The organism is Devosia sp. Leaf420, from assembly GCF_001425445.1.
GTDB lineage: Bacteria > Pseudomonadota > Alphaproteobacteria > Rhizobiales > Devosiaceae > Devosia.
Map to the genome: position 1 here is coordinate 229,351 of NZ_LMQU01000011.1, position 16,322 is coordinate 245,672.

Sequence of the window (16,322 nt, forward strand, 5' to 3'; positions counted from 1 at the left end):
ATCAGAAGCCTCCCTGATCGCGCGTCGTCTGCGCATTATAGGAAGTCGTCGGCGACGCTGGTTCTCTCTTCGGTTGCGTCTGGCGGCCCGCTTCGCGTCGCTGCGCCGAAGCCATCGCAAACCGGCTGGCCACGAACCCGGCCAGAGCCGCGGCACCGAGGAAAGCCACGGGCTGCGTCCGGCCAAAATCCTGCGCCGAACCCATCAGCTCATCGACATCGGACGTCTGTACCCGATCCCCAACGCGGGTTAGCCCATTGGCAAGGTCGCGCGCATAGCGGGCAACCGTCTGCTGGTCCGAATTTTCGAGTTCACCGGCAACTTTCGAAATCGCCGCCGCTATGCCGTTGATCTGGTCCGCTGCCAGATCCTTTTGGTCTGTGGCAAAGGATTTTGCCTTGCCTGCGACCTCTGAAACTTTCTCTTCAGCCATATGCCCAAGGTTTTTGGCATCGTGAGCCGCTCGTTGAGTTACCGCCTCCAGATCATCACCGGCCCTCGAAACGGCCTGGTTCAGATCGTCAGCAACCTGATTTTTCAGTTCCGGCGATGCGCCGGCAGCGCCGTTCGCATTCGGATCCTCGATGCTCATCTGAAACTCCTGGAAGTATCGGCCGCAACCCGTGGCGGACGCTTTCCGGAAAATGGAGAGTGGTGGAGCCAGTTCCGCTTATTGCCTCAAGGCAATCGATCGACAGATTGGAACCAACCGCATTTCCCGCGTTCGTCCAATATTAAGTTCTATATCCGTATAAATACGTATGCTTGTGGCTAACGGCACATTGGGAAGATGCCAGCAACGCGAAGCATCCTTGAGGTTGGGCGGACCTTGCCGTTTGCATGCAGGCGAAAAAAGCAATGACGATCAAAACCAAGCTGGTTCTGACGCTGGCCGCACTGAGTCTGGTCGTCGCAGCGCTGGTTTTCGAGAATTTCTCTTCGGCGCTCAGTCTTAATGGCGACCTCAAGACCGTCATTGAGGATCGGCTGATCCCGCTGCAACAGATCAAGGAAGTCGCAGATGCCTATGCCGTTTTCGTTGTCGATGCATCCCACAAAGTTCGCTCCGGCGCCTTCTCTTGGGAAGAGGGTGCGCAGTCCGTTGAAGCCGCGATAGCGACCGATACGAAGCAGTGGCAGGCTTATGTCAGCACCTATCTGACGCCTGAAGAACAAGCATTGGTAAAAAAGGCCGACGCCGCTCGGACCACTGCCGAAGCTGCAACGAAAAAAGCACTGGCGCTATTCAAGGCTCAAGATAGCGAGGGCCTCGTTCAGTTCATCAATACTGAACTTTACCCGGCGATCGACCCGCTAAGCGCAGCGTTGACTGATCTCGTCAATCTTCAGGGCCATGTCGCGCTTGATGTGTACGCGCAAAGTCAGGCCGGGTTCTCGAAGCTGCTTTTGATCCTTTACGGCATGGGCGCTATTGCGCTAGCGGCCGTCTGTTATGCGAGCTTCGTTATCTTCCGCACCGTGTCTGGCCGCCTCACCAAGATGGAAGGGGCTCTCCTCGCCGTCGCCGAAGGCAAGCTCGATACCAAGATTCCCTCGGCGGGTGACCGCGACGAAATCGGCCGCATCGCGACGGCCGCAGAGATCTTCCGCCAGAACGGGCTGAAGATCGCAAACATGACCGAGGCCGAAGTGGCCCAAGCCGCTGCTACGGCCGCGGATCGCCGCAAGATGATGGCCAACCTCCAGGCTGCCTTCGGCGAGGTGGTCTCCGCCGCCGTCAATGGCGACTTCTCCCGCCGCGTCGATGCCAATTTTCCAGATACCGAGCTCAACACGCTCGCCGGCAGCGTCAACCAGCTCGTCGACACTGTCGATCGCGGCCTCGGGGAAACCGGCGATGTGCTGACGGCTCTGTCCAACACCGATCTCACCAAGCGGGTCGCGGGCAACTATGCCGGCGCCTTTGAACGACTCAAGCACAACGTCAACACCGTCTCCGATCGCCTGACCGAAATCGTTGGTCGCCTCCGCCACACCTCGCTCGGCGTCAAGAATGCCACCGGCGAAATCCTGACCGGCGCCAATGACCTCTCGAGCAGCACGACCCGCCAGGCCGCCGCCATCGAGGAAACTTCGGCGGCGATGGAACAGCTTTCACAAACAGTCACCGAGAACGCGAGCCGCGCCAAGACCGCCAGCCGCCAGTCTGTGCAACTTGCAGAAGCCGCAGATCAGACTGGCGCTGTCATGGCTCGCGCCAACGAGGCGATGGAAGACATCTCTGCCAGCTCGCGGAAAATATCGAACATCATCGGCATGATCGATGACATTGCCTTCCAGACCAATTTGTTGGCCCTAAATGCCTCTGTGGAAGCGGCGCGCGCTGGCGAGGCAGGCAAGGGCTTTGCCGTAGTCGCTGTCGAAGTTCGCCGTCTTGCCCAGTCCGCAGCGCAGGCGTCGAGCGAGGTGAAGGCGCTTATCGAAGAATCTGCAAGCCAGGTTGATGGCGGCTCCAAACTCGTCGCCGAAGCTACGACCCGCCTTAGCACCATGGTATCAGGCGTCCGCGATGCTGCTCAGCTCGTGGAAGCGATTGCAGCCTCGAGCCAGGAGCAGTCTACCGCGATTGCCGAAATCTCGACGGCCGTGCGCCAGATGGATGAAATGACCCAGCAGAATGCGGCCCTCGTCGAGGAAACCAACGCTGCTATCGAGCAGATTGAATCCCAGGCCATTGTCCTCGATCAGATCGTCGAGGTCTTTACCATCGACACTACCGGTCTCCGCGCCTCGCGTCGCGCGGCTTGAGGCTGCCGCTCTTGTCGGAGGAACAAGTCATCCACGATGTCGTTTCTGCTCTGGCCAAACTCAGAAGCAGAGACCAGCATGACCACCCCAAATGACCTGAGCGACAAGGCACTCGCCGTCTTTGCATTCGCCGCCTACCATCAGCTCGAATCCGGTGATGCAGTAACCAGTGTTATTGCTGGTGACGGGGCCGGCCATCGCGCAGACCCCCAAGCCATTTCTGAGCTTTCGGAAAAAGATCTGGGCAAGCTGGATGGCGACCGCTTCCATTTCACCTCGGCCGGACAGTTGATGCTCGCTCAGATCATCGACCGCATCCGCGGCTCTTGGTAGCCCCTAGTCGAGCAGCCGGCTCAGCACGGCTTCAACGTCGTCGAGAAAGCCGAGCCAGGCGCCCTCTTCGTCGATCCCCGCGATGCGAAGCTGGAACAGGCCCTCGACCGCCAGGAACGCGACACGCACAGCCTGCGCGTCTGGATCCTTACCCGCGAACTTATCGAACATGGACTGATACCAGGCCCTCGTTTCCTTGAGGTTCTCCGGGTCCTGGATATAGGCAATCATCAGGCCGGCGAGCTTGGCATTCATCGCGCCCTGCGATGTTCGGGTCACCGCGATATAGCGACGGATAATTCCGCTCATCGTTTGATCATCATTGTCGGCGAGTTCGGCATCAAATTGACCCGTCCAGCGGTCAACCAGCGCCTTGATTAGCTCATCCTTGGACGCAAACGAATATTGCACCCCACCCTTCGAGATTTTGGCGGCTTGGGCTAATGCATCCACCGTCAGCGCCTTAACCCCATCGGTGCGCACGATTTCCTCGGCCAGTTCAAGCAGTTTCTCCCGCGTGATCGTCGGCTTCCTGCCCATGCTAAGCGCCTCCTGCAAACTCGTGAATTGCAATCCATACGTATGTATTTATATACGGACGCTCAATAGTGTTAGGTGCTTTATGTCTACGACCCGTCCCGACCCGAAGCGTTGGCTTGTTCTCGTCGCCGTCATGCTGGCTTTCCTGCCGGTCGTGCTCGATATGACCATCCTCCACGTCGCGGTGCCAACCCTAACCCAGGCGCTGCGCGCCTCAAGCACCGAGGTGTTGTGGATCATCGACATTTATCCGCTGCTGATGGCTGGCCTCCTGGTGCCTATGGGCACCTTGGCAGACCGCATCGGCAACCGGAAGATTCTTCTCACGGGCCTCGTGGCGTTCGGCTTTGCTTCGGTCGCGGCAGCCTTTGCCCAGAACGCTGCCATGCTGATCGGCGCCCGCGTGCTGCTGGCGCTTGGCGGCTCCATGATCATGCCCTGCGTTCTCGGCATCATTCGCCGGACCTTTGAAGATCCAAAAGAACGCGCCATCGCCCTGGGACTTTGGGGCACGGTCGGTTCTGCCGGTGCCGCCATCGGTCCACTCGTCGGCGGAGGCCTCCTCGAACATTTTTGGTGGGGCTCGGTGTTCCTCATCAACGTGCCCGTCATGGTCGTGGTGATTTCGGCCTGCTTTTTCCTCCTGCCGCGCGTCGAGAAGACGACGTCGGGCAAATGGGCCATTGGTCAGGCGCTCCTCCTCATCGCCGGGATGATTTCGGTCATATACGGCATCAAGGCCGGTTTTGGTGCAAAACTCCCGCTTGTCCTCGCGTTGGGGATCGTCGCCGTCGGCCTAGGGCTTCTCGGCGCCTTTGCCCGTCAGCAATTGCGCTCCAAAGAGCCGATGCTCGACCTCTCGTTGTTTTCCCACCCCGCTATCGTTGCCGGCATGATCATGGCCATCGTCGCCACCAGTTCGCTCGCCGGCGTCGAGCTGACCCTCGCGCAGGAACTGCAATATGTGCTCGACAAGACCCCGCTCCAGGCTGGCTTGTTCATGATCCCGATCATGGCCGCCTCGGCCGTCGGCGGCCCGATAGCAGGTTTCTTGTCCAACCAGTTTGGCCTTCGCCTTGTCGCCAGTTCGTCGCTGCTGCTCTCGGCCGGGGCGCTGGCCATGCTCGGCGCAAGCGACTTCCACGATCCCGGCTTTACGGTGCCTGCACTTCTGGCATTACTGGGTTTGACGCTCAGCATCGGGCTCACAGCATCCTCAATCGCCATTATGGGTTCTGTCGAGGCTAGCAAGGGCGGCGCGGCGGGCTCGCTTGAAGCCACCGGTTACGAGCTCGGCACCGGTCTCGGCATCACCCTCTTTGGCGTCTTCATGTCGAGCGTTTATGCCCGCTCGATGACCCTGCCCGCCGATCTCCCTGCAACGCTCGCTGACAATGCCAGCCGCTCCATCGGCGATACCTATCTCGTCGCCCAGAGCCTGCCCGCCGATCAAGCCACCGCCCTGATCGACGCCGGCAAGGCGGCCTTTACGGCTACCCACTCGGTGCTACTCTCGACAGCTGCTGGGCTGATTTTCTGCCTCTCCGTACTGGTCTTTTTCATGCTCGCTAAATATCGCGGGACGACGGCGGCTGCCCACTGATCAGCGCACGCGCAGCGCCTCGATCAGCGCCCGGAGAGCCGGCGGCGACTGTCGCCGGCTCGGACGATAGAGATAGCAGCCCGGAAAACTCGGGCAATATTCGTCGAGGACCTGCACAAGCCGCCCTGCGGCCAGGTCCTCGATCACCTCTTCTTCCATGATGTAACCCAAGCCCACCCCTGCCCGGATCGCGGAAGCAGCCAAGGCGCCATCATTGACCACCAGAGGGCCGGTTGTGCGGACCTTGATATCTTTGCCATCTACCCGGAACTCCCAAGGCAGAAGTCCACCCGAAGTCGTCAGCCGGTAGCCAATGCACTCGTGTCGATCGAGATCATAGGGCGAGACTGGCGGCGGGATGCGCGCGAAATAATCGGGCGTGGCGACAACGATGGTTCTGAGGTCCGGCCCCACCCGCACCGCCACCATGTCCTTGTCGAGCGTTTCGCCGAAGCGAATGCCCGCATCAAAGCCTGCAGCCACGATATCGACCAGCGCGTCCTCGATTTCGACTTCCACGCGAATGCCGGGATTGGCGAGCAGAAAGGCCGGCAGTTTCGGCTCGAGGATTTTTTCTGCCACCCAGGCAAAGGTCGTGATCCGCACGGTGCCGGTCGGACTGCCGCGCCAATCATCGAGCCCCTGCAAGCCTTCCTCGATGCTCCGCAGCGCTGGCCCGAGCGTCGCCAGCAAATGCGCTCCCGCCTCGGTTGGCGCCACGCTCCTCGTCGTACGCGACAACAGCCTGACGCCAAGCCGCGTTTCGAGCCCGCGCATGGCGTGGCTCAGGGCCGAGGTCGACATACCGAGGATGGATGCCGCGCGGGTAAAACTGCCCTCCCGCGCAATAACGGCAAAGGTCGACAGATCATTGAGCTGATTGCGGTCCATTATTGAAATCTGCTCACAAGCTCGTGCCATGGGCAAGCTCTAATGCGTGTCGCCTCTCCGGACTATCTCTGCTGCACCAGCAGTGGAAGGACCGCAAAATGAGCATGACCAATTATCGCACGCTTGGAAAATCTGGACTGATCGTCAGTCCTCTTGCCCTCGGCACCATGACTTTCGGCACCGATCACTGGGGCGCCGACGAAGCCACTTCGCGCGCCATCTTCGACGCCTATGTCGAGGCGGGCGGAAATTTCGTCGATACGGCCGATATCTATTCCGGTGGCCAGAGCGAAACCATGCTCGGCGGTTTCATCCGCGAGCGCAATCTGCGAGATCGCATCGTTCTCGCCACCAAATTCGGTTTCTCCCGCGAGCAGGGTACACCGCTCGCCGGCGGCAATGGTCGCAAGAATATTCGCACCGCGCTCGAAGGCTCGCTCAAACATCTCGGCACCGATTATGTCGACCTCTACTGGATGCATGTCTGGGATCGCACGACGCCCGCCGAGGAAGTGCTCGCCGCCATCGCCGACGCCATCCGCGCGGGAAAAATCCTGCACTACGGTTTTTCCAATACGCCATCCTGGTATGTCGCGAAGATCGCAACGCTCGCCGAAGCGCATGGCCTGCCCAAGCCCATTGGCCTGCAATACTCTTATTCGCTGATCGATCGCGGCGTCGAACTCGACATCTTGTCTGCAGCCAATGAGTTCGGTCTTGGCCTGGTGCCCTGGAGCCCGCTCGGCGCTGGCCTTCTCACCGGCAAATATGGACGCGACAAGATCGCCAAAGCCAATCTTCCGCCAGCAATGCCGGATGGTAGTGTTGACGCGAACGCTACAGAAGGCCGCCTTAACGGCGACAATCCCTTTGGCGGCATGCTCTTTACCGCGCGCAATTTCGATATCGTCGACGCCGTCCGCACCATTTCCGAGGAAACAGGAAAAACCATGGCGCAGGTCGCGCTTTCCTGGGTCGCCGCCCGTCCCGGCGTCGCCTCGGTGCTGATCGGCGCTAGCCGCCCGGACCAACTCGTCCAGAACATAGCTTCGCTTGAATTGGCCCTATCCGAAGACCAGCTCAACCGGCTTGAAGCGGCGACAGCGATAGCGCTCCCCAGCCCCTATTTCATCTTCCAGCTTCCGCGCCAGGCCTTCTTCGGCGGCCAATCGGTTTCGCCTTGGGCGCCGCGTCGCGCCTAGCCAATACAAACGGCGGTGGTTATTCCGTCGCCGTTTCCCTCCCGAATAATACGGCAATCTCGCGCACCAGTCGCTCAGCCAGTTGTGTCTTGCTGCCGCTTCCCCAGTCCAACACCCCATCTCGACCAACCCGGTGGATATGATTGCTATCCGCCCCAAAGACGCCAGCCGAGACATCGTTGGCCAAGATCCAATCCGCCCCCTTGGAGCGCAATTTCGCTTCTGCATTGGCGATGAGATCATTGGTCTCCGCCGCAAAGCCGACCACAAGCGTCGGCCGCTGCGCATGATGCCCGACGGTCGCCAAAATATCGGGATTGCGCACGAGCCGCAGCACCAACTCTTCGTCCGCCCCGCCCTGCTTCTTCATCTTTTGGGACGCGACTTCGGCCGACCGCCAATCCGCTACTGCCGCCGCAAAGATCGCGCCATCGACCGGCAATCCGTCTTCAACAGCCGCCAGCATTTCCGCCGCCGATCCCACTGAAACCACCTCAGCCCCCTTGGGCGCCGGAATGTTCACCGGCCCGCTGACAAGGCGAACGCGAGCGCCCGCACGCAGCAGCGCCGCGGCAATCGCATGTCCTTGCTTGCCCGAACTGCGATTGGAAATGAACCGCACCGGATCAATCGGCTCTTCCGTCGGCCCGGAGGTGACAAGAAAACTCAGCCCCTCAAGCACGCGGCTTTGCGGCGCGAGCAGAGCCTCGGCGGCCGCGACGATCGCCAGCGGCTCCGCCATCCGGCCAAGCCCCGCCTCACCGCTCTCGGCCATTTCGCCGCGCTCGGGCCCCACGAACGAAAATCCGTCATCCCGCAATTGGGCGACATTGCGCTGTGTCGCGGGATTGTCCCACATTTTCGGGTTCATTGCCGGCGCCAACAGCACCGGACTACTTCGTGCCGACAGCACGGTGGTTGCGAGATCGTTCGCTAGGCCATGCGCGACACGCGCCAGAATATCAGCCGTGGCCGGGGCGACGACGATCAGGTCAGCGTCCCGCGCGAGCCGAATGTGGCCGACATCGACACCCACTTCGGCATCGAAGAGGTCGGTATGAACCGGCAGCCCGCTCACCGCTGCCAGCGTCGTCGGGGTGATGAACTGATGCGCCGTCGGCGTCATCACGCACTGCACCTTCGCCCCACGCTCCCGCAATCGCCGCACGAGGTCAGGCGCTTTATAAGCCGCGATACCGCCAGCGACGACGAGGAGGATCCGTTTTCCGGTGATGCTCATGGCTGCTCCTGCCGCATGCGGGCAATTTCAAAGCCGCGCGATTTCTGATCTTCCCGCAACAACCGCCCCGCTTCGGGATCGATCTCGAACACCTGAACCTCGCTTTTGCCTAGCGAGCGTAGCAAATCTTCAGTCCGCGCCGGATCGGGATGCGCCAGACCCGCCACGCCGCTGCTCGGTCGGATTTCCTTACCCACCGGATAGGCCCAGTCGCTCACCGCGATATAGGCCGCCTGCTCGAAAGCCCGCGCGATCATCGCATGCCGCCAACGCGCCCGGGCCAGGTCCGGCGTGCTTTTCCGGCTCACTGAAAAGGCAGGCACGAAGATGATCTCCGGCTGCGCTGGCAGCCCGCGATAGGCGTCGACATGCCAGAAATCGGCACAGACCAAGACGAAGCATTCGACCTCGCCGATCTTAAAGCTCGCCCCCGCCCTATCGCTGCCCGTCGAGAATTCTCGCTCGAGCCCATAGGGATTGGCTTTTTGATACAGCGTCACGACCTCACCCCGTGCATCGACCACCGCACCCTGGTTGATCATCCGCCCGCCAGCTTCGGTAAAGTGACTACCCCCTATCACATGGCAGCCGAACTCCTGCGCCATCGCCGCGCACCGCGCCAGATAGTCTGCCGTCGCGCTATTTTCCCCGATCAGCTCGGGCAACACGATCACATCGTCCGACTGCCCACGAAACCGGCGCTTGCGCAGCAGCGTCGCTACATAGTCGAAGTCGGAAGCATCCCGTGCCCGGACGCTCGGCTGGGTCAGAACCACACGCATAAATCGTTCCTCGCCCAAAGGTGATGCGCCTGCCTAACGCAGGGCGACGCTCGAAGGCAAGGAAGGGTTGCTCCATCCACCCGATCGGGCGAGACTACAGCAATGACTGATTTTCTTTCTCCCGGCCGAGCGGCTTTGACCTTTTCCGCCGTCGCGCTGGCCGTCATCGCTATGCCAACCGCCGCCCAAGCGGACGACGTCTGCAAGGAGGTGGACTATAACGACGCCGGCTATGTCGTTTGCGATTTCGCTCATCCCGCCGACCTCGGCCTTCATTGGACGGGCGCCGACGGTCGACCCTACCGCACTTTCTCCGCCCTCGCCGATGCCGAAGACGCCGAAGGCCGCGAACTCGTCTTCGCCCTCAATGCGGGCATGTATGACACCGACTATCGCCCCATGGGCCTTTACGCCGAAAGCGGGAAGGAAAAGACAAGGCTCAACACCAAGAGCGTCGGCAGCGAAAGCGGGCCTGTGCCCAATTTCTACAAATCGCCCAACGGCGTCTTTTATGTCGGTCCCGAAGGCCAAGCCGCCGTCGTCACGACTGACGCATTTTCGAGCGCCGCGCCCCAAACCCGCATCGCCACCCAGTCCGGCCCACTGCTGGTCATGGATGGCGAACTAAACCCCATCCTCATTCCCGGCTCAACAGATCGTAACCGCCGCAGCGCCGTTGGCGTCTGCGACAACGGCATGGTGCGCCTCGCCATCAGCGACACCCGCGTCAACTTCTACGATCTTGCCCAGCTCTTTCGCGAGCATCTCGCTTGCCCAGACGTGCTTTATCTCGATGGCGGTCGCGGCACGGGCATTTACCTGCCCGAGATGAACCGTAACGACATTTCTTGGCACGGCGGCTTCGGCCCGATGTTCAGCTATTCGGTGCCGAAGCCCTAAGCCTTAATGGCTGGGGCGCTGCCCCCAGCGCGCCTGTAGCGAGCGGCCGAACCCGCCCATAACGGGGGCGAAGAACAGGACGATGGTCTTGAAATAGTGGATCAACAGGAACAGTGCCGTCAGCACGATGGCGCCGACGATGATCACGAGTTCCAGCGATAGCCCGATCGACTTGAGCCACGCCGTCAGCAGCATGCCCGGCAGGATATGCGCCGCCGCCCAGGCAAAGGCCGAGGTGATATTGATAATGGAAAACCAGCGATAGGGCATGCCCATCATCCCGGCGATCCCCGGCACCACGGCTTTCACCCCGGGAATGAACCGCCCGATGAACACCGACTTGCCGCCATGCTTGGCAAAGAAGGCCTCGCCGCGTTCGAGCAGGTCAAGATAGTTCCGGAACGGCCAGATGGTCTTGATCCGGTCTTTGAGCGCAAAGCCGACCGTATAGGAGATCGCGTCCCCGATCACGGCGCCCAGCACAGCGGCAAAATAGATCTCCCAGAATGGCAATTTGCCCGTCGCAATAATCCCGCCGACCAGCAGCAGAACCGGCGTCGAGGGTACGAACAGCCCGAGGATGAACACCGCCTCGCCGATAGCCACGAAGAAAATGAACGCGATCGAGAGCCAGAAATTGTCCGAGACTGAATTAAGCAGCGACTCGAGCCACACCGAGGTGGAATGGAGAAATTCGATCATAAGGTGTTTGTGGCCGTAAGAGTGAGAGAACGGGGAAGGCAGGTCGCGCCAGTTTTTAGCCGGCCTTGGAATTCGCTAGCGGCTGGACGCCTCACTCGATCACCCCATTCACTCTGCAACCATCTTGGCTGCAGACCATAACTCAAGACTACTCTGACCATAGCTCAAATAGCCAGCGGACAAGTAAATCCCGGCGATGACAAACGGGCGACTGTTTCCCGCGTGCATCAGGTCCTCGCGATCACGGGAACAATCCCCCAGCGCTCCCATTCCCCTTTCAACTCAATTCCATGGCGGGCATCTCCGCCAGTGCCGGGGAGCGCGAACAATGTCCAGCAAAACTCATATCGCGCCGTATAAAGGTCCGGCTGGCGGCTGGGGCTCGGCCAAGTCTGTGGCCAAATATCTCGCGAGCGAAAGCCTGCTGCTCGATGGGCCCGGCATTCTCCTCAAGCAAAACAAGCCTGATGGCTTTGCCTGCGTCAGTTGCGCTTGGGCCAAGCCGCACCCCACGCATCCCGCCGAATTCTGCGAAAATGGCGCCAAGGCCACCGCCTGGGAGCTGACCAAGAAGCGTGTCACGCCAAAATTCTTCGCCGAACACACGGTCAGCGAATTGAAGACCTGGTCCGACTATGCGCTTGAAGAAGTGGGGCGCCTAACGACACCGCTGCGCTATGACGCCAAAACGGACAAGTTCGTCGCTGTCGATTGGACCGAAGCCTTCGCCACTATTGGTCGCGAACTCTCGGCGATTGCCGAGGTCGATCCCAAGCGCACCGTCTTCTACGCCTCGGGCCGGGCCTCGCTAGAAACCAGTTACATGTATGCTCTGCTTGCCAGACTCTATGGCAACAACAACCTGCCCGACAGCTCAAACATGTGCCACGAGTCAACCTCGGTCGGCCTCAAGGCCAGCATCGGCGTACCCGTCGGCACCGTCGTTATCGACGATTTCGACAAGGCTGATGCGCTGTTCTTCTTCGGCCAGAATGTCGGCTCCAACAGCCCGCGAATGCTGCATCAATTGAAATCGGCCGTCGATCGCGGCGCCACTATTGTCGCCTTCAATCCCCTCCGCGAGCGCGGCCTCGAACGCTTTACCGATCCGCAAAATCCGGTGCAAATGGCAACGCTGAGCGAAACCCAGATCGCCCGCGAATATTTTCAGGTGCGCCCTGGAGGCGACATCGCCGTCGTCGCTGGCATGAGCCGCTGGCTGATCGAGAGGGATGCTGCGGCAACGTCCGCCGGCAAGCCGGCTATGCTCGACCACGCTTTCATCGCCGAACACACCTCCGGCTTCCGCGCATTCTCCGAATGGGTCATGAGCCTCTCATGGTCGGATATCGAGCGCGAATCCGGCCTGACCCAAAGGCAGATCGAGACGGCAGCCCGCATCTATGCAGAAGCACCTGCGACTATGCTCGTCTATGGCATGGGCATCACCCAGCATAAGCTCGGCGTCCAATCGGTGCAGATGCTAGTCAATCTGGCGCTGCTGCGTGGCAATATCGGCAGGCCAGGCGCCGGCCTCTGCCCAGTTCGCGGCCATTCCAACGTTCAGGGCCAGCGCACCGTCGGCATTTCCGAAAAGCCCGAGCTCGTCCCCATCGATCGCCTTGAAGAGCAATATGGCTTCACCGCCCTGCGCGAAAAGGGCCTCTCCACGATAGATACCTGCGAGGGGATAATCGACGGCACTGTCGACGCCTTCATCGGTCTCGGCGGCAATTTCCTTCGCGCCGTGCCCGATCATGGACAGATGGAAAAGGCCTGGACCAAGATGCGCCTGACGGTGCAGGTCGCGACCAAGCTCAATCGCGGCCACCTCTTCAATGGCAAGACAGGTTTCTTGCTCCCCTGCCTTGGCCGCATTGAGAAGGATCGGCAGGCCACCGGCGAGCAGATGGTCACTGTGGAAGACTCGACGTCCGTCATTCACCGCTCAAAGGCCCTGTCCGAGCCCGCCAGCCGCGACCTGCTCTCCGAAGCCAAGATCGTTGCGGAGATCGCCAAGGCCACGCTGCCCTATAATCCAAATGTTCCATGGGACACCTGGGTCGGCGATTACAGCACGGTGCGCGATGCCATCGAAGCGACCTATCCCGATCAGTTCAAGGATTTCAATCGCCGCATCATGGAGCCACAAGGCTTCCGCCGCCCCATCGCCGCTAGCCACCGCGAGTGGAAGACGGAAAGCGGCAAGGCAAATTTCGCCGTGCCAAAAGCCCTTCACGCCAGTTTCGACGATGGCTTGGACAAGGACATCCTGCGGCTCATCACTCTTCGCAGCAACGACCAGTTCAACACCACCGTCTATGGCTATGATGATCGCTTCCGCGGCATCCACGGCACGCGCGAGGTGCTGCTGATCAACAAGGCGGACATGGAGCGTTTTGGGATCAGCGAAGGCCAGATGGTCGGCCTCAAGACTGTGGCGGATGATGGCATCGAGCGCAGCCTCGGCGGCCTCCGCGCCACCGCCTACAATATCCCGCCCGGCAGCGTCGGCGGCTATTATCCCGAATGCAATGTGCTGATCCCTGTCTATCAGCACGCCGAGGAGAGCAAGGTGCCTGCCGCTAAATCCGTGCCGGTCAGGCTGGTGCCATGAGCTTTGTCACCCACTCCGCCTATGCCCCCCAAAGTTGGGGCCGCGGCCGCACCGAGCGCAATCTTGCTGAGGAAGTTGCCATCGCCATCGTCGTCAATGGCAGCACGCTCGCCGTCATGATGGCGACACCCGCCGATCTTGAAGCCTTCGGTATTGGCTTTGCGCTCACCGAAGGCATTATCGAAACCGCCACTGAAATCGAGCGCATCGAAGTGCTCGACCACGATCTCGGCATCGAAGTACGTCTCTGGATCGGCGCTGACAAAGCCAACGCCCTCGCCAAGCGCCGCCGCCAGCAAGCCGGCCCCACCGGCTGCGGCCTCTGCGGCATCGAAAGCCTTGAAGCGGCCATGCGCGACATCGCCCCGGTCACGGCGCGCATCGATTTCTCGACCGAAGAGATCACTGCCGCCGCGGCCAGCCTCCGCCCGGCCCAGAGCCTCAACGCCGCAACCCACGCCGTCCACGCCGCCGCCCTCTGGCACCGCGATTGTGGCCTCCTCGCCATCTGCGAAGACGTCGGGCGCCATAATGCGCTCGACAAACTCGCCGGCCGCGCCGCCCAGATGAATCTGCCGACGTCGGAATGCGCCGTTCTGCTGACGAGCCGCGTCTCGATCGAACTGATCCAGAAGACAGCCCGCATCGGCGCACCGACACTGATCGCTATCTCGGCCCCCACCCGCCTCGCCGTAGACGCCGCGCAGAAAGCCGGCATCACCTTGATCGGCGTCGCCCGAGAGGATGGTTTTGAAATCTACGGTACTTAAAAGCAAAGGGTGGCACGGCTGAACCGTACCACCCTTTGCCGGGCTCTCCCCAAGGAGGACAAAGAAAGAGCCCAACCGCAACGGTCAAACTTTTAGTGCCGCACCATCTCCGCCCCCGGCGCTGCCTTTGCGCCGGTCATGAAGGCTACCGCATCGGACATGGTGTAATCCTTGGGATCGATCAGGCACAGCCGGCGCCCCAGCCGATGGACGTGGATACGATCGGCCACCTCGAACACATGCGGCATGTTGTGCGAGATCAAAATAATCGGAATGCCCCGCGCCCGCACATCCTGGATCAGGTCCAGCACGCGCCGAGATTCCTTCACCCCCAAGGCCGCTGTCGGCTCATCCAGGATAATCACCTTGGACCCAAAGGCCGCCGCCCGCGCTACCGCCACACCCTGCCGCTGACCACCCGAGAGCGTCTCCACCGCCTGGTTGATATTCTGGATCGTCATCAGGCCAAGGTCAGACAGCTTCTGCCGCGCGATCCGCTCCATTTCCGGCCGATCAAGCTGTCGCAAGACGCTGCCCATGAAGCCGGGCTTCCGCAGCTCGCGCCCCATGAACATATTGTCGGCAATCGAGAGCGCTGGCGACATGGCAAGTGTCTGGTAAACCGTCTCCACCCCCGCATGCCGCGCCGCGATCGGCGAGGGAAAAGCGACCTTCTTGCCCTCAAGGAAAATGTCGCCGCTATCGGCCTGAATAGCGCCAGACAGCGCCTTGATCAGCGACGACTTGCCCGCGCCATTGTCCCCGATCACCGCCAGGATTTCCCCCGGCATCAGATCGAAATCGCAATTGTCGAGCGCCGTCACCTTGCCATAGCGCTTGTTCAGGCCGCGCGCATAAAGAACCGGTTCCATCACGCAGACACCTTTCTGATCCACTGATCCACCGCCACGGCGGCAATGATGAGAACGCCGATGAGGAGATAGGTCCACTGCGCATCGGCCCCGAGCAGCCGCAGCCCGAGTGAAAACACGCCCACGATCAGCGCGCCGAACAGCATGCCAAGGATCGACCCCCGCCCACCAAAGAGCGAAATACCCCCGATCACCACGGCCGTAATGGACTCGATATTGGCGGTCTGTCCCGACGTGGGCGACACCGAACCAATGCGCCCAATAAGAACCCAGCCTGCAAAGGCGCAGATCAGCCCCGACAACATATAGACCGAAATCAAAACGGCTCGCGTATTGACGCCGGCAAGCTTGGCCGCCTCGGCATCGTCACCCACCGCATAGACATGCCGCCCCCAAGCCGTGTGCCTCAGCACATAGGCAAGCACCAGCACGATGGCGATGAAGGCGATGACGCCATAAGTGAACACCGCCCCTGCCACGGAGAACGACTGCCCGAAAAATTGCAGGATCGGCGCCTGGGTTTCGATTTCCTGCGCCCGGATCGTCTCATTGCCGGAATACAAAAAGTTCGTGGCAAGCGCGATCTGCCAAACGCCGAGCGTCACTATAAACGGCGGCAGCTTGACCCGCGCGATCAGCCAACCATTGATGAAGCCGATAAAGGTGCCAAGCACCAATCCGCAGCCAATCGCCACCACAGGCGGCATGCCGAGCCGGAAGGTGAACTGCCCCATCACGACGGAGCTCAAAACCATGATAGCGCCGACCGACAGATCGATGCCCGCCGTCAGGATCACCAGCGACTGCGCCGCCCCAACAATGCCGACAATTGCCACCTGCTGCAGGATCAGCGTCAGAGCAAAGGACGAGAAGAATTTGCCGCCCAGAAGCGCGCCGAAGACGATGATCGAGAGAACGAGCACGATAAGCGGCACGAGCGCCGGATTGCTGTGCAGAGCATGCTGCAGCCGCGAGAGTAGCGTCACCGGCTGGTCAAAGCTTGCCACCGTCTCGGTGCGGCGCGCGAGGCCGGCATCGGCCTCAGTATGATTGGTCATTGGGTCCTCCTCCCTGTCCAATAAAGTCGGGGCAGCCTTGCGC

General features: G+C 60.9%; 15 protein-coding genes. 7 read left to right on the forward strand and 8 right to left on the reverse strand.

Translation table 11 applies throughout. The annotated features are described in order from the left end of the window. Nucleotide 1: 1 nt before the first annotated feature. Entirely contained in the window at nucleotides 2–592 is a 591-nt protein-coding gene (locus ASG47_RS12020; RefSeq protein WP_061909315.1) for a hypothetical protein, read from the reverse strand. A 266-nt stretch (nucleotides 593–858) separates the two neighbouring features. Between ASG47_RS12020 and ASG47_RS12025 the strand changes: the two genes are divergently transcribed. Together ASG47_RS12025 and ASG47_RS12030 are read left to right on the forward strand one after the other, a co-directional pair. Beyond that, nucleotides 859–2,769 (forward strand): methyl-accepting chemotaxis protein, encoded by a 1,911-nt coding sequence (locus ASG47_RS12025; protein WP_061909317.1) that lies wholly within the window; start codon nucleotides 859–861, stop codon nucleotides 2,767–2,769. Between the two features lie 78 nt (nucleotides 2,770–2,847). Further along, complete coding sequence (locus tag ASG47_RS12030; protein WP_156464082.1) at nucleotides 2,848–3,102, forward strand: hypothetical protein; 255 nt, start codon at nucleotides 2,848–2,850, stop codon at nucleotides 3,100–3,102. Nucleotides 3,103–3,105: 3 nt separating this feature from the next. On the opposite strand, the gene ASG47_RS12035 is transcribed toward ASG47_RS12030, so the two are convergent. After that, a complete protein-coding gene (locus tag ASG47_RS12035; protein ID WP_061909320.1) occupies nucleotides 3,106–3,642 on the reverse strand; it encodes a TetR/AcrR family transcriptional regulator in 537 nt (178 codons plus the stop codon). Between the two features lie 82 nt (nucleotides 3,643–3,724). Here ASG47_RS12035 and ASG47_RS12040 point away from each other — a divergent pair, with 82 nt between their 5' ends. After that, nucleotides 3,725–5,245 carry an MFS transporter gene (locus tag ASG47_RS12040; protein ID WP_061909322.1) on the forward strand — a complete coding sequence of 507 codons (1,521 nt, stop codon included), beginning with the start codon at nucleotides 3,725–3,727 and terminating at the stop codon, nucleotides 5,243–5,245. On the opposite strand, the gene ASG47_RS12045 is transcribed toward ASG47_RS12040, so the two are convergent. Further along, complete coding sequence (locus ASG47_RS12045) at nucleotides 5,246–6,136, reverse strand: LysR family transcriptional regulator (protein WP_061909324.1); 891 nt, start codon at nucleotides 6,134–6,136, stop codon at nucleotides 5,246–5,248. It abuts the gene before it with no gap. Between the two features lie 98 nt (nucleotides 6,137–6,234). On the opposite strand from ASG47_RS12045, the gene ASG47_RS12050 reads away from it, so the two are divergent. Next, the gene (locus ASG47_RS12050; protein WP_061909325.1) at nucleotides 6,235–7,338 is read left to right on the forward strand and encodes an aldo/keto reductase; all 1,104 of its coding nucleotides are present in this window, start codon (nucleotides 6,235–6,237) and stop codon (nucleotides 7,336–7,338) included. Nucleotides 7,339–7,357: 19 nt separating this feature from the next. Here the strand turns inward: ASG47_RS12050 and coaBC are convergent, their stop codons facing one another. After that, nucleotides 7,358–8,578, reverse strand: a complete 1,221-nt coding sequence (coaBC, locus tag ASG47_RS12055; RefSeq protein ID WP_061909326.1) for a bifunctional phosphopantothenoylcysteine decarboxylase/phosphopantothenate--cysteine ligase CoaBC — start codon at nucleotides 8,576–8,578, stop codon at nucleotides 7,358–7,360. Then, complete coding sequence (locus tag ASG47_RS12060; RefSeq protein WP_061909327.1) at nucleotides 8,575–9,360, reverse strand: nitrilase-related carbon-nitrogen hydrolase; 786 nt, start codon at nucleotides 9,358–9,360, stop codon at nucleotides 8,575–8,577. Before ASG47_RS12060 ends, coaBC begins: the two co-directional genes overlap by 4 nt. Nucleotides 9,361–9,462: 102 nt before the next feature. On the opposite strand from ASG47_RS12060, the gene ASG47_RS12065 reads away from it, so the two are divergent. Continuing rightward, nucleotides 9,463–10,260, forward strand: a complete 798-nt coding sequence (locus tag ASG47_RS12065) for a phosphodiester glycosidase family protein (RefSeq protein ID WP_061909328.1) — start codon at nucleotides 9,463–9,465, stop codon at nucleotides 10,258–10,260. A gap of 3 nt (nucleotides 10,261–10,263) precedes the next feature. Here the strand turns inward: ASG47_RS12065 and ASG47_RS12070 are convergent, their stop codons facing one another. Continuing rightward, entirely contained in the window at nucleotides 10,264–10,962 is a 699-nt protein-coding gene (locus ASG47_RS12070; RefSeq protein WP_061909329.1) for a DedA family protein, read from the reverse strand. A 328-nt stretch (nucleotides 10,963–11,290) separates the two neighbouring features. Between ASG47_RS12070 and ASG47_RS12075 the strand changes: the two genes are divergently transcribed. Together ASG47_RS12075 and fdhD are read left to right on the forward strand one after the other, a co-directional pair. After that, nucleotides 11,291–13,579, forward strand: a complete 2,289-nt coding sequence (locus ASG47_RS12075; protein ID WP_061909331.1) for an FdhF/YdeP family oxidoreductase — start codon at nucleotides 11,291–11,293, stop codon at nucleotides 13,577–13,579. After that, nucleotides 13,576–14,349, forward strand: coding sequence for a formate dehydrogenase accessory sulfurtransferase FdhD (fdhD, locus tag ASG47_RS12080; RefSeq protein ID WP_061909333.1), 774 nt, complete (start codon nucleotides 13,576–13,578; stop codon nucleotides 14,347–14,349). Before ASG47_RS12075 ends, fdhD begins: the two co-directional genes overlap by 4 nt. A gap of 92 nt (nucleotides 14,350–14,441) precedes the next feature. Here the strand turns inward: fdhD and ASG47_RS12085 are convergent, their stop codons facing one another. Further along, entirely contained in the window at nucleotides 14,442–15,221 is a 780-nt protein-coding gene (locus tag ASG47_RS12085; protein ID WP_061909335.1) for an ATP-binding cassette domain-containing protein, read from the reverse strand. Continuing rightward, nucleotides 15,221–16,279 (reverse strand): ABC transporter permease, encoded by a 1,059-nt coding sequence (locus ASG47_RS12090; protein WP_061909337.1) that lies wholly within the window; start codon nucleotides 16,277–16,279, stop codon nucleotides 15,221–15,223. Before ASG47_RS12090 ends, ASG47_RS12085 begins: the two co-directional genes overlap by 1 nt. Nucleotides 16,280–16,322 lie beyond the last annotated feature (43 nt).

What these genes read in the sequence shown, in the direction of transcription:
- ASG47_RS12020 (WP_061909315.1), bottom strand. Translation starts at nt 592, where the DNA reads ATGAGCATCGAGGATCCGAATGCGAACGGCGCTGCCGGCGCATCGCCG.
- ASG47_RS12085 (WP_061909335.1), bottom strand. Translation starts at nt 15,221, where the DNA reads ATGGAACCGGTTCTTTATGCGCGCGGCCTGAACAAGCGCTATGGCAAG.
- ASG47_RS12035 (WP_061909320.1), bottom strand. Translation starts at nt 3,642, where the DNA reads ATGGGCAGGAAGCCGACGATCACGCGGGAGAAACTGCTTGAACTGGCC.
- ASG47_RS12050 (WP_061909325.1), top strand. Translation starts at nt 6,235, where the DNA reads ATGAGCATGACCAATTATCGCACGCTTGGAAAATCTGGACTGATCGTC.
- coaBC (WP_061909326.1), bottom strand. Translation starts at nt 8,578, where the DNA reads ATGAGCATCACCGGAAAACGGATCCTCCTCGTCGTCGCTGGCGGTATC.
- ASG47_RS12025 (WP_061909317.1), top strand. Translation starts at nt 859, where the DNA reads ATGACGATCAAAACCAAGCTGGTTCTGACGCTGGCCGCACTGAGTCTG.
- ASG47_RS12045 (WP_061909324.1), bottom strand. Translation starts at nt 6,136, where the DNA reads ATGGACCGCAATCAGCTCAATGATCTGTCGACCTTTGCCGTTATTGCG.
- ASG47_RS12070 (WP_061909329.1), bottom strand. Translation starts at nt 10,962, where the DNA reads ATGATCGAATTTCTCCATTCCACCTCGGTGTGGCTCGAGTCGCTGCTT.
- ASG47_RS12060 (WP_061909327.1), bottom strand. Translation starts at nt 9,360, where the DNA reads ATGCGTGTGGTTCTGACCCAGCCGAGCGTCCGGGCACGGGATGCTTCC.
- ASG47_RS12075 (WP_061909331.1), top strand. Translation starts at nt 11,291, where the DNA reads ATGTCCAGCAAAACTCATATCGCGCCGTATAAAGGTCCGGCTGGCGGC.
- ASG47_RS12090 (WP_061909337.1), bottom strand. Translation starts at nt 16,279, where the DNA reads ATGACCAATCATACTGAGGCCGATGCCGGCCTCGCGCGCCGCACCGAG.
- ASG47_RS12030 (WP_156464082.1), top strand. Translation starts at nt 2,848, where the DNA reads ATGACCACCCCAAATGACCTGAGCGACAAGGCACTCGCCGTCTTTGCA.
- ASG47_RS12040 (WP_061909322.1), top strand. Translation starts at nt 3,725, where the DNA reads ATGTCTACGACCCGTCCCGACCCGAAGCGTTGGCTTGTTCTCGTCGCC.
- ASG47_RS12065 (WP_061909328.1), top strand. Translation starts at nt 9,463, where the DNA reads ATGACTGATTTTCTTTCTCCCGGCCGAGCGGCTTTGACCTTTTCCGCC.
- fdhD (WP_061909333.1), top strand. Translation starts at nt 13,576, where the DNA reads ATGAGCTTTGTCACCCACTCCGCCTATGCCCCCCAAAGTTGGGGCCGC.